We start from the raw sequence: 13,876 nt of genomic DNA on the forward strand, positions 1-13,876 counted from the left end.
CACTCTGGTAAGAGATGTATATATTCATGAAACATGCCCGCCCGTTAGAGCGACGTGTGACAGCTCAGACAGGTGGTCTTGCCGCCGACATCGCCCCATTTGATCGTCTGCTGGAAGTGACAGGAGACGTTGGAGCAGGTTTTGGTCGCCGCCGAATAGGTGGCCTTCGCCAGACTGGTGGAGTACGTATCGAAGCTCCCCGCGGCCTTGTAGCTACCGGTCCGCACCCAGCCGGCTTCCGGCTTCCGGAGCTGGGCCTTGGCGATGACGTTGATGGAAGCGAACTTCACATCGACCTGGCCGTTGACGTGGGTCACGGCGCTGGCAATGGCGGCATTCCCCTTGAGCCGCGTGCCGGTATCGTGGCAGCCGGCTGTCGAACAGTTGACGCTCTGGTCGTTGGCCGAAGTGGTCACGGTGTCGTTATGGCAGAGGTTGCAGCTGATGGTGGTCGAGTTGCTGGCTAGGCCGTGGCTGCTGGTATCGGTATTGCCGGCGGTCCGCAGGCCGGTGGCGCCGTTATAGATGTTCTCGTAGTGGATGCCGACGATATGCCCGCCGGCGACGCCGCTGCCGAGCCAGTTGGTGGTATCGTAGTGGCCCGGAGAGCCGGCAATGGTGCTGTTGGGGTAGTTGCCGTGACAGTTGGCGCACTTGTCGCCGGTGAAGGTGCCGCCGTACCAGTCGGGGGTGGTGGCGTAGATCAGGTTGGTCGAGTAGCCGTTACTGTGGCAGTAGACCGCCGTGCACTTGATGGAAACGCCCGAGGTCCCGGTAATACCGCTCCCCGCCGCGTTGGGGCCGTTGTCGTTGGTGGCGCCGTTGCGGCTCCGCAGGTAGCCGATCCCCGCATCGTTCTTGCTCAGGGCCAGGTTTACCAAGCCATTGTTGTGGAAGGTGAGCTTGTCGAGGGGATGGCAGTTGGCGCAGCCGAACCGGTAGGTGGCCCCCACCGGATGGTTGCCGGTATAATTGTAGAAATTTGGGATCATCCCGCCGACATGGACGGCGTGGGCGCCGCTCAGGCCGGAGATCGGATGGCAGGAGTCACAGGTAAAGGGGGCGCCGCCCCAGCGGGGCGAGATGTAGACGGTCCCATTCTTCTGGCCGTTCGAATGGCAGTAGACGTTGCTGCAGCGGCGGCTCTGATCGTCATAGCTCGGATTGTTGTTGCCGGCCACCGCGGTATCGAAACTGATGTTCTTCTGGGTATTGGCGTGCAGCGTCGTTCCGGGAACCAGCGACGTGCCGGTCTGGGACGTGTTGTAGTGGCACTTCCGGCAGTCGCTGGCCGCCTCGACATGCTTGTAGTGGGAATTGTACCAGTTGCGGTCGCTGGAGCTGTAATTGTTGTAATTCGGCTCGCCGAATTGGCTGGCGACGTAACCGGCTGGCGGAGTGAGGCTGAGCGTCGCCGTGCCGTAAGCGCCGTGGCACCCTTTGCAGTCGAAGGTGGTGGCGGTGTCGCTCCAGGCGACCATCGACCGGAACGCCGGGGCGCGCTGGCCGGAGCTGTGGCAGTACACCGTATTGCAGGTCCCGCCGCTGATGTGCCCCGCCCGCAATCCCGAGTAGTCCTTGAAGCCGTTGACGTGGTTCAGCTTATTGATGATCGTCGTATTGTTCTGGACGGTCTTGGCATGGCACTCGACGCAGCCGAAGGCCGCCCCCAGTTTCGGGTTGTAAGCGGCATCGATATGCTTGCGATGGTTGTTGGTGGAAAGCACCCGGCTACTGCCGACCTGGCCGCCGTGGCACCCCGTGCAGTCCGTCGGCAGCGTCGAGCCCCAGATGGCCGTGTAGTTGTTGAAGGGCGGCGTGGTGGTAGTGCCGTTGGAGTGGCAGTAGATGTTCTGGCAGCGGCCATAGGCAGTGCCGACATCCTTGGCCATCGGGCTCGCCGAGCCGCTGTACAGCCCGTTCGTCCCGCCGATGGCCGGATCGAAGGAGATGTTGACCTTCTTGTTGACATGCATCGACATATCTTTGATGGTCCGGTTGTCGCTCACCGTGGCACCGTGGCACTTGACGCAGCCGATGATCGAGAGCGCGCCGTTGCCGATATGGATGCCGTGGGAGCCGGTGTTCATCGGCGAGCCCGACTCGGCATCGCCGAGATGGCAGCCGATGCAACTGGTCCCGAAGGGGCTGTTCCAGATCGGGGTACGGTTCGGCGAATCGTAGCTGGTCGCCTTGGTACCGGGGCTGTGACAGTAAAGGCCGCTACACGAACCGCTACGGTTGGTATTGTAGAGGTAGAGTGGGTAGCTCGCATCGCCGTTATAGGCGCCGGTGCCGCCATCGTTCGGAAAGGCGGAAAAATTGAAATCGAGCCCCCGCAGCCCGGCGCTGGTCGCATGGCCAAAGGGATTTGCCTCAACCGCGTGATCCGGGTGGCACTTCTTGCAGGAATTGGGTGAACCGCCAAAATAGGCGAGATGCTTCGTATGGTAATTGTCGCTGCCGACGGACGAGTTGTGGCAGGTATCGCAGGTCTGGGGCATATCCGCCGTCGCCCGGGAGAGGGCGGCATTACCCCGCTGGGGGGTCGTATTCTCGAAGTGGCAGTTGACGTTGACACAGGTATCGAAAACCGGCGTGGCGGTCTGGGGGAACGAGGTGACGTTTTTGTAGCGGGCGATCAGGCGTGAATTGTTGATATTAGCGACGAAGTCGATGTTACCGTTGCGGTGATTGAAGGTGGTCGGCATCTTGTGGCACTTGCCGCAGTTGAAGTCGCCGTTGCTCCGCTGCCAGGAATGGGTATTGTGACTGCCGACAAACTGGCCGGTAGAGATATTGCGGTACGCCGCATCGACCGGCGGCATGCCGTGGCAGCCCGAGCAACTGGTGATGGTGCCGGCCCGCGTCGCATCGACAGGGGCAAAGAGCACGGCGCCGCATGCCAGCATGAATACCAAGACACCTATCATCAACGAGCAGCCGTTGAACCCTGACTTTTCCGCCTTCCTCATGACCACCCTCCGCCTCTCTCCATCGGCCGGCCCCCGAATGTTCCCGACAGCCGGTCACCCAGGAATCCTGACCATATCATCACCGCTCCACGTATCCATGTTAACGGGCCACATTCCGTCAAATAACGGGGCCCACCACGGCAAATACAGATTAAGCGGCGCCAATCAAGAAACTAACCATTTTTTGTTAAGTGATTTCAAATTGTTGCAGCTGGTTACAATCTGCAAACATTTTGATTCCAGAGCAATTTTACCGCTCAACACTTAATGAGCAAAATCAGTACCATCTTGCAGCGAGCCGCTCTAAGTTCACTGAAGCACAGGCTGAAAAATCCTCCGGAGGTGCCAAGCGGCACGATATAACCCCACTCCCGGCAGACATTTTCCGTCAAATAACTGAATTTCCCCTTTTTTCTCGATTTTGGGATAAAAACAGGACCGCCCCCCCCAGCCCGCGAGCGGGGGAGCGGGACGGCGACAAGCAGTGACCATCAGGGAACGGAAGAGGAATAAATCACCAGCGAAATTGGCGGCGGGGGAACCGCCCGCACAGCATCGGGACGATGGACGACTGGCATCTGACCGTCCTGCCGGTCAGCGGTGAACGATCCCGGCAGCGCAGCAGACGGAGAATGGACTGGCAACCGAAGGCGGCCGGCCTCGCCGGCACATCCTCCTGGATGAAAGAACGCGGTTGCAAGGGGTAAAGCCAACCGGCAGCCCCCCCTCGGCAGGGGACTCAGCAGGGATGGACATTGGCCGCGCCGATCACCCGCGGCTGCTGATAACGTTTTTTCTTCATGCTTTCCTCTCCTTTCCGGACCGGCCAGTAACCGTCGTCAGTCGCTCGCCGGCGACACGATCGGCACGGTCGCCCGTCACCATGGTGTTACGGCATTCCAGAGCTGGTTGGCGTTGGCGGTGCCCGAGCCAGCCGCGTTGGGCACGTTGTGGCAAGTGGCGATATTCGCCGTCTGACTCTGACTTGGCGGATTGGCGCCGAAGAACCAGGGGTTGGGCCGATAGGGATCGAAGCCATCTCCGCCACCGCCGCCCGGCCCTTGCCCGCCACCGGCACCCGGGCCGGTATTATCGTATCCCCACCCACTACCGAAGGTCCCCCCCGAAGAAACCCGCCCGCGATGATTGGCATCGAGGCAGTTGGAAACCATCAACCGCGGCAGCCGCGAGTTGTGCGGGGTATGGCACTTCGAACAGGTGAACGAGTGCATGGCGTTGTTGGCGTTGCCGTCATAGGTGGCCGACGTCGTCGCCCACCCTTTCACCGCACCGTGGATCCGGGAAACCGACTTCCAGGCGTCGGGCTGCACACTCGTGCCCGCCTTCGGCGCCAGTGCCGCCTTGGTATGGCAGCCGAGACAGAGGCCGGCAAACTGGCTGTCGGTCTGGGTAACGCGGTTAGCATCCGCCTTGTTCCACGACGGCGCCCCCCCGGCACTGTTCGTCACGCCGAGACTGTTCTGATCGACGTGATAGCCCGGGGTACTCCCCGGCGTGCTATAGCCGCGGGGTTCGTTGGTCGCGGATGGTGCCGCATCCTCCTTCCAGAGCGAGGTGAGCCAGGTCCCCTTCAAGAGCGGCACCGCATACTGCTCATTGGTACCGAGGCTCGGGCTGACGCCGTGCGGATCGTGGCACGGGGTGCAGAGACCGTTGATCTGTTTCAGCGGCGTTGTCGCCATGGTGATGCCGGCCCCGCTCATCGCCATGGTGGAGTGGCCGAAATGCCCGCCCATGTTGGTCGCCCGGGTTGCCTTGAAGGTGTAGCGCTGGGTGGACGGGAAGGTGCCGCCGGCCTTGCCGAAATACGACGTATCCCAGTAGCCGAGGATCGCCTTGGTCGCGCCGTAGGTTCCGTAGCCCCAGGGAAGGGTACTGCTCGCCGCCGCGTTCTGGTGGCAGTCGAAACAGAGCCCGGCGCCGGCGTTGTAGACATCGTGATCGGTCGTCGTCCCGCCGGCTGCAGGTTTGTAGGTGGCGGTGTAGCCTCCCTTGCCGTTCACCGTATCCTTCAGGATGCCGCCGTTGGTGGTGGCGCTGGCGTAGCTGGTGGTAGTGCCGGCCACCGTCGAGCCGTGCGAGTTGTGGCAGTCGAAACAGAGTACGTTCGTGCCGCCGCTGGTGTTGGTGATCGCGCCATCGACGCCGTTGGTGGTATCCCAGCCGCGGGCGTTGTTGGCGGCATTGCCGTGGGCGGAGAAGGCCTTGGTGACACTCTTCGGGGCAACGGTAGCGGGGCTGGCATACTTGCCCCAGGTGGTGGTCCCGGTCTGAGAGTAGCGCTCGTCGATGCTCTTGCCGTCCCAGGCGTACTGTTGCGGCGTCTTGCCGTCGCCGAACGGCTGGTAGGTCGCGTTGGCCGCATCGTGGCAGCTCAGGCAGTGGCCGTTGATCTTTGCCAGTTGCGTCCGGGTGCCGTCGGCGGTGTACGCCACCCCGGTCACTCCTTCCGTATAGGTCGTCGGCCGCGCCAGCGTCCCCTGGATCACCAGGTTGACCGGCGCCCCGCTCGACAGCGACCCGCCATGGTAGGTCGGGTTGATCGTCCCGTCGGCATTCGCCTCCCAATGGCACTGGTAGCATTTGCTGTTGTCCAGCGTCCCCTGGATATGGTGCGAGTTGGCGCTGAACTGGGCGGTGATCGCCGCCCGGTTTCCCTGGCTCACCGAATGGCACTCGAGGCAGGCCGTCCCTCCCCACGTCGCACTGGTGCCACCGTGGCAGGAGATGCTGCTGCAGCTGCCGCCGCTGAAGGTGACGCTGACCGGCGCCAGGAAGTCGACGTCGACGGCCCGGTTCAGGTGCTGGGTCGAGTAGTTGCGGAACTTGCCGGCGGTATTCGCATCCGCGGTCCGCCGGTGACAGGTCGCACAGCCAACGGTAGTGGTAATCGCCAGCCCGCTCACATGGATCGGATGGCTGTTGGCGGTGGTAGTGCCGGCGCCGCCGTTCGTGTAGTCCGGCGCCCCGGTCGCATTGCCGGTGCCGTGGCAGCCGTTGCAGCCATAGGTGGTGGCCGAAGTCCAGGCCGCCGGGTTGGCATAAACCAGCGACCCGGGATTGCCGTTGGAGTGGCAATAGATGTTCGAGCACTGTTTGGTGCCGGTGTTGTACCTGGCCGCCCCGCCGGCCTTCACCCCGGTGTAGTCGACGAACTTGTTGACGTGATAGGTGGTGCCGGTGGTGGCGTTGAGCGTCGTGCTGTCGCTCACCGTCTTCCGGTGGCATTCGACGCACCCCAGGCTGTTGTTGGTACCGAAGACCGCCGCGTTGTTGACGTGGGCGGCATGCTTGCCCGACAGGGCGGTCCCGCCCGGTCCATTGGCGGTGGCGCTGCCGTGACAGCTGCTGCAGGTCAGCGCCCCGCTCCCCCAGGTGACCGCCGGCGCGTAGGTCGGGGTGGCCTGGCCGTCCGAATGGCAGTAGACGTTGGTGCAGGTGCTGTAGCCGCTCCCCGGCTGGGAAGAGCCGTTGTAAGTACCGCCGAAGAAACCGGCGATGATGACGTCGATGTTGTGGTCGGCATGCTTGTCCACAACCCCTTTGTGCTGGTGGCAGGACATGTCGTTGCAGCTGGCCCCGTTCGTGAAAGTGCCGCCGCCGATATTGTGGCAGATGGCGCAGCGGGCCGAGGCCGAAGCGGTATCCAGGGTATACGCCAGGTGCCGGGTGTGGCTCCCCGTTGCCATGGTGCCGGCCCCCATGTGGCTGCTGCCGTCCGCGTGACAGGTGCCGCAGTTGTTCCCCGGCGACGCCCCCCACGCGGTGGTGGTTTGGTAGACCGGAACGCCGACGCCGCCATCCGGCTGGACGGTCGAGTGGCAGTAGACGTTGGTGCAGCTGCCGTAGCCGCTGCCGGGCGCCTTGGTCAGCGGCGCGGCGACGCCGGCATAGGTGCCGCCGACCGCCGTAGTGCTGTTGTCGAAGGCGACGTTGACCAGCTTGTTGACGTGGTTGCCGACCGTGCCGATGGTCGTTGCCCCGGTGACAGTGGCGGCGTGACACTTGACGCATTTGTAGGCGCTGCGGTCGCCGCTGACGTGCGCCGTGTGGCTGCCGCTGGCCATCGGATCGCCGGTGCCGGCCAGGTCCCCCTTGTGGCAGCCATTGCAGCCGAGGCTTCCGCCCCAGGTGGCAGTCTGGTTCGGCGCAGCGAAACCGCTCGCCTTGGTCCCCGGACTGTGGCAGTAGAGACTGCTGCAGCTGCCGTAGCTGTTGCTCTGGCTCGGCAGATAATCGTTCAACGGCCCGGAATAGCTGCCGGTACCGTCGTTGGGCGCCGCAGCGAAGCTGAGCGCCAGATCTCGCTTGCCGGCGCTGGTGGCATGGGCGAAGGGAGCCGCTTCGACGGTATGGTCCGGATGGCATTTCAGGCAGGAGCCGGTGTCGGTGCCGTAGTAAGCGGCATGCTTGGCGCCGCTGATCGGGTGGCTGCCGGTAGCCGGTGCGACCCCGTGGCACTTGCTGCAGTCATTGGTCGTGCTGGTGGTATAGCTTAAGGGGGTGGCCCCCCAGGATGGGGTAAGGCTTTCGAAGTGGCAGTTGACGTTGCTGCAGGTACCCGGCGTCGGGCTGGCGCTCTGGGCAAAGGAAGTCCCCTTGCTGTAGGTGGCCCCGCCGGCCTTCGGCGAATTGTTGATATTGGCCGCCAGCTCGACCGCGCTGTTACGGTGACTGGTGGTATAGCCGGCCGCGGCATCGCCGTGACACGGCGTGCAGTTCCCCGGCAGGGCGGCGGCCGTCAGGTGGGTCCGGTGGCTACCGACGAAGCCGCCGGTCGAGAGGTTGCGGTAGGCCGCATCGCGTGGCCGGTAATCGGGGCCGATCCGGTCGCCATGGCAGTCGTAGCACTGGATTGCGGCGCCGGCCGAGGCCGTCGCCAGCAGCAGGACGGACACCAGGGATGCCATGCTCGTCCCGAAAATTTTCGCGCCCCCTCCAGCCATCCATCCCCCACAGCCAGCGCATTGCCGCATCATATATCGAGGCGAGCCGCCCGCCTCGCCCGTCAAATGGCCGGGCCGGTTCCGGCAATAGCTGCACTCCGGGCTGCCCCAACGGCAAACAACTCTGCGGCAACGCCGGCTCAACGCGCGACGGCACGCTCTTTACCCGGCAGAGCCGCTAGCAAAAACAATTCCCCGAAGGATCAGGGGGGAGCAAGATTGATACCATTTTGACACCGCAACGATCATCTGTACCGGCGGTCACCGAAACGGGACAAGGGTGGGAAAAGAACAGCGGTTCGGGGGATAATGCCAAAGCAGGAAAGAGCCCGGGATGGATCAGCGGGGGACGGGTTTCACCGGCAGCAGCCGGCCGGCCGCCGTCAGCCGATATCTTCTTCATGGTACTGCCCGTCGACATTCACCAGCCACGGATCATGATTCTCACCAAGGAGGTTGCGCGCTGCCAGGAGGCCGGTGAGCATCGAGTGGTCCATATTGTTGTAGCGGTGCATGCCGTTCCGGCCGATCACCTGGAGGTTCCGGAAACGGTCGAGATAGGCCCGGATCGTCGACACCGCCTCTTCGAACCCCTCGTCGTAGACCGGATAGGCCTTCGGCATCCGGACGACGGTGCCGTCGCTGACCTGGGCGGCCGTTGCCAGACCGAGCTGCACCAGCTCCTCCTTCGCCAGGGCGACGAGTTCGGCGTCTTCCATCTCCCACAGTTCGTCACCGGCGAAGCAGAAGTATTCCATGCCGAGAAAGCTCCGGCCACGGTCGGGAACCATCTCGACGCTCCAGTTGCGATAGTTCTGGATTCGCCCTACCCGGACCGTCTCGTCGTGGATGTAGAGCCAGTTGTCCGGGAAGAGGTCGGGAGCGTCGACCACCAGCGCCACGGTCAGGAAATCACGATAGCGAAGCCGGTCGGCGGCAGCAACGATTTCCGGCGGCGGTGGCGGAATCAACCGTCGGACAAGGGTCCGGAGCGGCATGGTGGCAATGACCCGGGACACCTCCCATTCGGCCCGCTTGCTTCCCCAGCCGCTCACCAGCCGGGTAAGGCGGTCCTCGTCGTGATGAATGGCAACCACCGGGCTCTCCAGGCAGACCATCCCGCCGGCGGCGGTGATCCGGGTCGCCAGAGCATCCCACATCATCCCCGGGCCGAGACGGGGGTAATAAAAGCGGTCGGTGAGCGTCCTGAGACGGCCGCCACGCCGCCAGGCCGGCAACAGCATGGCGAGGGCCGCCGTCCGCAGCGACAGCCCCCTGATCCGCTGGGCCGCCCACTGGGCCCGGATTTCATCGCAGGAGATTCCCCAAACTTTCTCGGTGTACGACTTGAAGAACAGCTCGAAGAGCCGCCGGCCGAAACGGTTGGTCACCCAGTCCGCCAGGCTCGCCTCGGGACGGATTGGCGAGAGACGCGCCTGGAGATAGCTGACCAGAATGCGGCAGCTTTCGGCAATGCCGAGATTGCGCAGGGTATTGAAGAGCCGGAGCGGATAGTTGAAGTAGCGCCCGCCGTAAAGAATCCGCGACTGGCGGGGGCGGACAAGCAGATCGTCGCCCAAGAGCGACTGCCAGAGGGTAAGGATCGTTTGCTGGCGGGTGAAGAAGCGGTGACCGCCGATATCGAAACGGAAGCCCCGGTACTCGACGGTCTTGGCCAGGCCGCCGATCTGCCGGTCCTGTTCGAGAACAACCACCGGCACGGCGTGGGCCGCCAGCTCGTTGGCCGCCGTCAGGCCGGCGGGTCCGGCGCCGATCACTGCCACCGGCGGCGTCGGCCGGTCTATCGGTTCAGGGGCGGTCGTCATGTCAGCGGGCGAGTTCCTCGTCGTGGGCATATTTGTTGAGCAGATAATCCCGGAAGTAGGGGAGCCGCAAGCCATCGCCGATCGCCATCAGGTACTGCGGCACGGCAATCACCGTCACCAGCGCCAGATAGGCGACGACCAGCCGGTTCCGGACGGCAAAACGCCCCAATCCCTCCCAGAGCAGCCGGGCAACCGCGAGCAGCCCGTAGGGGAGCACCACCAGGGCGGTGTTGACCCAGATCGGCCGGGCGGTGATTGCCAGCGGCAGGTACGAGAGATAGAACAGGCCCGTCAGGAAACAGAGCCCCTCGTCCCGCGCCCGGACGCCGCGGTATCCCGCCAGGAGCGTCGCCGGCAGGACCAGCAGCCAGACCAGCGGATCGGCAATGACGAACAGGATGGCGACATTTTCCTCGACGGACGGCTCTTGTCGCACCGCGCCCGCGTCCCCCCGGTAGAAGAAGATATCCCGGTAAGTCACCGGGCGGATGAACCACTGGTAGGCGAGATGGTCCCCCTCGATGTTCTTGTGGTAGCCGGTATGCAGCTTGGTTTCCCGGTACATGGCATGCTGGAGCGCCGGCCACTCGGCCAGGGAATAGCCGCGCCCGAACCAGGGGAAGAACGTCAGGAAATAGATCGTTGCCGGCAGGACGAGCAGTGTCGCGACCAGCAGCAGCACCCGTCCGCCCCGGCCCGCCTCGCCGGCCGTCCGCTGTTTCCATTCGGCCGTCAGGAGCAGCAGGCCGGTCGGCACGAGCTGGAAGAGTACGCTCCATTTCGACGCCAGGCCGAGACCGAACAGAATTCCCGCCGCCACCAGCCACCAGGGGTTGCGGCGCTCCCGGAAGACGAAGGCACACAAGATCGCCGCCAGCGGGAAGAAGGCCAGATAGATATCGTTGATTGCCTGCCGGGAAAAATCGATGGGCAACGGGTCGATCATCCAGAGGAAAGCGGCGATCAGCGCCACGGGCCCGCTGTGGAAGATCCGCCGGCCGACCATCGCCAGCAGTGGCACGGTGAGGGTGCCGAACAGGATGCTCCACCCCTTCACCCCCCACAGGCCGCTACCGAAGAGCTGCATCGACCAGTAGACGAGGATGTTGCGCAGGGCCGGGTGATTCCACATGGTCGGCCCGAGCTGACCGTTCTCCAGGTAGTTGATCGCCGTGATCGCCACCGAGTAGTCGTCCACCGAGGCCGGTTGCTCCGCCAGGTGGTAGATCCTGAGCGCGAACCCCGCCAGGGTCAGCAGCAGGGTGAGAAGGAGAAAGCGCCGGTTGCTCACGGCTTGGCCCCGGCGCCGAGCAGCTCGGCGAAGCGGGCCAGTTTCGCCCGCTCAGCCGGCGACACCGCGGGATCGCCATCCTGGAGGCAGAGGACGATGCAGTCGGTGGTCAGCCCCGACTGAAGCAGCCTTCGGTACAGTTCGTCAGGATCACGCTCCCGGAACGAAGCGGCACTCACGTAGAGCAGTACCGGTTCGGTGCCGGCTTGGAATCTTGACGCGGTGGTAAAGGTTCGGGGAAATCCCTGATGGCTCAGAAAGATGCCGTGGCGGCCGAATCGTACGTTCCGCGCGGCCCGCGCTTCGGCCGCCAGTTCCGCGAAGCCGTTCGGACTGAGGATGGCGGTAATTTCCCGGACGATCCCGTTCAAGGCAGCGATATAGAGGAAATTTTCCGCATCGAGATCTTCCCGGGTCTGTTTGGCGGCCAGGTTGTACAGTTTGAACGGATACCCCCGGTAAAGCGGCGCCTCGTTGTATTGCGAAGGGTCGAAGCGGGCCCAGCGGTCGCCGATGAAGACCAGCCGCCGTCCCCGGTACCCCCGCTCCTTCCAGAACAGGCATGCCTCCTGCGGCGAAGTCACCACCACCCTGGCAACGGCCGGGTCGTTCAGCCGGCCGGCCCGGTTGTAGACCCGGGCGCTGCGGCCGTAGCTATCCAGCGCCCAGCAGGAGAGGAACGCCAGCAACAGGATCGCCGCCGAAAAAAGATAGGGGGTACGCCGCTTCATCGTCCCCCCTTGCCGGGCAGCGAGGCCGGCGGCGCCCGGTCGCCCTGGAATTGGCGCGGGGCTGGCTGGGGCGCCGGCTTCTCCTCCGAACCGGCGGTAATATCGGTGATCAGCCAGCGGCCGCCACGGTTCTCCAGGACATAGGTCACCAGGTAGACGAAATTCTTCTCCTCTTCCCTCTTCACACCGGTCTTGATGTCGTTGTAGGCGAAGTCCCAGACCTCCCGGGTCTTGACGACGGCCGAGCCGGGCTTGGGAAACGAGACCGCGCCGAAACCGATCGTTTTCAGCTGCGAAGTCATCCGCACCCCTCCTTCACCGATGGCCGCCATGTGCGAGTAGGCCTTCTCCGCCTGCATGGCGGTCGTTACTTCCTGGAGAGGATTCATGTTCAGCGTTGCATAGCCGTAACTCAGCAGCTGGTTGTAGCGGACGATGACATTTTTCACCTGGTCGTCCGGCTCCCCCCCCTTGAACATCACTTGCGGCGCCGGGATACCCGCCGCCGGCAGAGCGCTCTCCGGCGCTTTTTCCTTGCAGGCGACGAGCAACAGGGAAAGCAGCAACATCACGACAGTTCGAGCGATCATCCGGACGTCTCCCAATGGGGGATACCTGCCTAGCCCCCCCTCCAAGCCGCTCCATTGCCAGGGAGGCTTAAGCTCCCCAGGTAAGGTGGAGTGAGAAGGGGTGAACTTTAGATGAGAACGATACGAGTTCCCATCCGAAAGCGGTTCGTGTTTCATCCGGGTTTGCCGGATGGACACTGCCTGACGCAGCCAATCAGTGCGCCGACTCGCCCCGGCAGCGGGCCAGCACCGCCGTCCGCTCCTCGTCGTAAAAATCGGCGAAACGGCTCGCCCGCCAGCTGACGGTGCAACCGGTCGCTGTCGGCCGGACCACCACTTCGCGGGGGACGGCGAAAAAGGCCAGCAGCCCGCCGGCCAAAAGCAGGGCAAAGCCGCTGAAGATCCCTGCCGTGCCACGGCTGCCGTCGAACAGCAGGTCGGTCCACCAGCGGACCTCCGCCAGCCGGATCGAATATGGCCCCAGCTGGCCGGACTTGCCGATGAGCAGCGCCGTTTCGGCTACCAGCCGCGGGCCGTCGTACAGGCGGAGCACCAGTTGCGGATTGACGGGGATGATGCCGGAGCGGTCGGCTGTAGCATAATATTTGGCCTTGAGCAGATACCGCCCGCCGGCCAACGGAAAATCGCCGTAGCCCGCCTTGTCGCGCCGGGCCGGCATCGGCAGGGGCAAAAGCTCATCGAAACCGTTCCCGGCGCCGGACGTGAACTCGACCAGAAAGGCATTGCCGAACGCGGGTTGCTGGTAGACGACCAGACCATGATAGCGCGTTTTGTCGCTCAGAGCCACCGTCAGTTCCCGCCGCTTGCCGGCATTGTCGAAAAAGACCAGTTCCGACGCCAGCGCCTTGAGCTGGTCCCCCTCCCAGAATTCCGGGGCCAACCGAACCAGGGTGAGTGCCGCCGGCAGCGGCAGCCGGCCGGCCAGGATGCCGCGCCGCTCGGCGTAGTCGCCCGGACGCAGCTGCAGATAGTCGCCCGACACCGCCCGGACGATGACCCGGTGTTCGGTTACCACATAGAACAGGGCAGATACGGCGGTCAACGTCATGCCAAGATGGAGGAGAAAACTACCCCAGTAACCGAACGGCGCCTTGACGTAACGAGTGCCGCCCGGGCCGGCCGTCAGCCGTCGGTAGCCGACAGCTCTCAACTCCGCGTCCAGTTGCGCCGCCGTTCGTGGCGACGGAATTGCCCCTTCTCCGGGAGGAGAAGGCAGCTGGAAGGTTCGCCCACGGCAACTCTTGAACTGGTCGACGGTTGAATAGAGGAGGGAAATGATGAACAGCAGCGCCAGCGTGATGAACCACCAGCTGGAAAAGACCCGGTTGAAGCCAAGCAGAGCGCCAAGCGATGGGGCACCGGCGACAGTCGTCCCGGCTTGGGGGACAATGACTGCAATGGCCAGACTCGCCGCCAGGAGAAGGATGAGCACCAGCACCGTAGTCCGGGCAGTGAAAAAACGTTTGACGCGCTTCAGCATCGGGGCGGCCACCACC

Annotated in this window: 7 protein-coding genes; all 7 read right to left on the reverse strand. The window is 63.9% G+C overall.

Annotation, left to right across the window (positions count from 1 at the left end):
- Positions 1-44: 44 nt before the first annotated feature.
- The gene (locus QMN23_RS16545) at positions 45-2,975 is read right to left on the reverse strand and encodes a CxxxxCH/CxxCH domain c-type cytochrome (protein ID WP_282000431.1); all 2,931 of its coding nucleotides are present in this window, start codon (positions 2,973-2,975) and stop codon (positions 45-47) included.
- An 878-nt stretch (positions 2,976-3,853) separates the two neighbouring features.
- Positions 3,854-7,906 carry a CxxxxCH/CxxCH domain c-type cytochrome gene (locus QMN23_RS16550; protein ID WP_282000432.1) on the reverse strand — a complete coding sequence of 1,351 codons (4,053 nt, stop codon included), beginning with the start codon at positions 7,904-7,906 and terminating at the stop codon, positions 3,854-3,856.
- A 419-nt stretch (positions 7,907-8,325) separates the two neighbouring features.
- The gene (locus QMN23_RS16555) at positions 8,326-9,768 is read right to left on the reverse strand and encodes an NAD(P)/FAD-dependent oxidoreductase (RefSeq protein WP_282000433.1); all 1,443 of its coding nucleotides are present in this window, start codon (positions 9,766-9,768) and stop codon (positions 8,326-8,328) included.
- A 1-nt stretch (position 9,769) separates the two neighbouring features.
- Entirely contained in the window at positions 9,770-11,059 is a 1,290-nt protein-coding gene (locus QMN23_RS16560) for a phospholipid carrier-dependent glycosyltransferase (RefSeq protein ID WP_282000434.1), read from the reverse strand.
- Entirely contained in the window at positions 11,056-11,790 is a 735-nt protein-coding gene (locus QMN23_RS16565) for a hypothetical protein (RefSeq protein ID WP_282000435.1), read from the reverse strand. Before QMN23_RS16565 ends, QMN23_RS16560 begins: the two co-directional genes overlap by 4 nt.
- Positions 11,787-12,380: a hypothetical protein gene (locus QMN23_RS16570; protein WP_282000436.1), complete on the reverse strand. Its 594-nt coding sequence runs from the start codon at positions 12,378-12,380 to the stop codon at positions 11,787-11,789. Before QMN23_RS16570 ends, QMN23_RS16565 begins: the two co-directional genes overlap by 4 nt.
- 193 nt (positions 12,381-12,573) lie before the next feature.
- On the reverse strand, positions 12,574-13,860 hold the full coding sequence (locus QMN23_RS16575; RefSeq protein WP_282000437.1) for a cytochrome c biogenesis protein ResB: 1,287 nt from the start codon (positions 13,858-13,860) through the stop codon (positions 12,574-12,576).
- Positions 13,861-13,876: the final 16 nt, after the last annotated feature.

Origin of the sequence: Geotalea uraniireducens (assembly GCF_027943965.1) — a bacterium.
In the GTDB taxonomy this organism is placed as follows: Bacteria; Desulfobacterota; Desulfuromonadia; order Geobacterales; family Geobacteraceae; genus Geobacter; species Geobacter uraniireducens.

Bases quoted from the DNA above. Each gene is read 5' to 3' on its own strand.
- QMN23_RS16555 (WP_282000433.1), bottom strand. From the start codon at position 9,768: ATGACGACCGCCCCTGAACCGATAGACCGGCCGACGCCGCCGGTGGCA.
- QMN23_RS16545 (WP_282000431.1), bottom strand. From the start codon at position 2,975: ATGAGGAAGGCGGAAAAGTCAGGGTTCAACGGCTGCTCGTTGATGATA.
- QMN23_RS16575 (WP_282000437.1), bottom strand. From the start codon at position 13,860: ATGCTGAAGCGCGTCAAACGTTTTTTCACTGCCCGGACTACGGTGCTG.
- QMN23_RS16565 (WP_282000435.1), bottom strand. From the start codon at position 11,790: ATGAAGCGGCGTACCCCCTATCTTTTTTCGGCGGCGATCCTGTTGCTG.
- QMN23_RS16570 (WP_282000436.1), bottom strand. From the start codon at position 12,380: ATGATCGCTCGAACTGTCGTGATGTTGCTGCTTTCCCTGTTGCTCGTC.
- QMN23_RS16550 (WP_282000432.1), bottom strand. From the start codon at position 7,906: ATGGCATCCCTGGTGTCCGTCCTGCTGCTGGCGACGGCCTCGGCCGGC.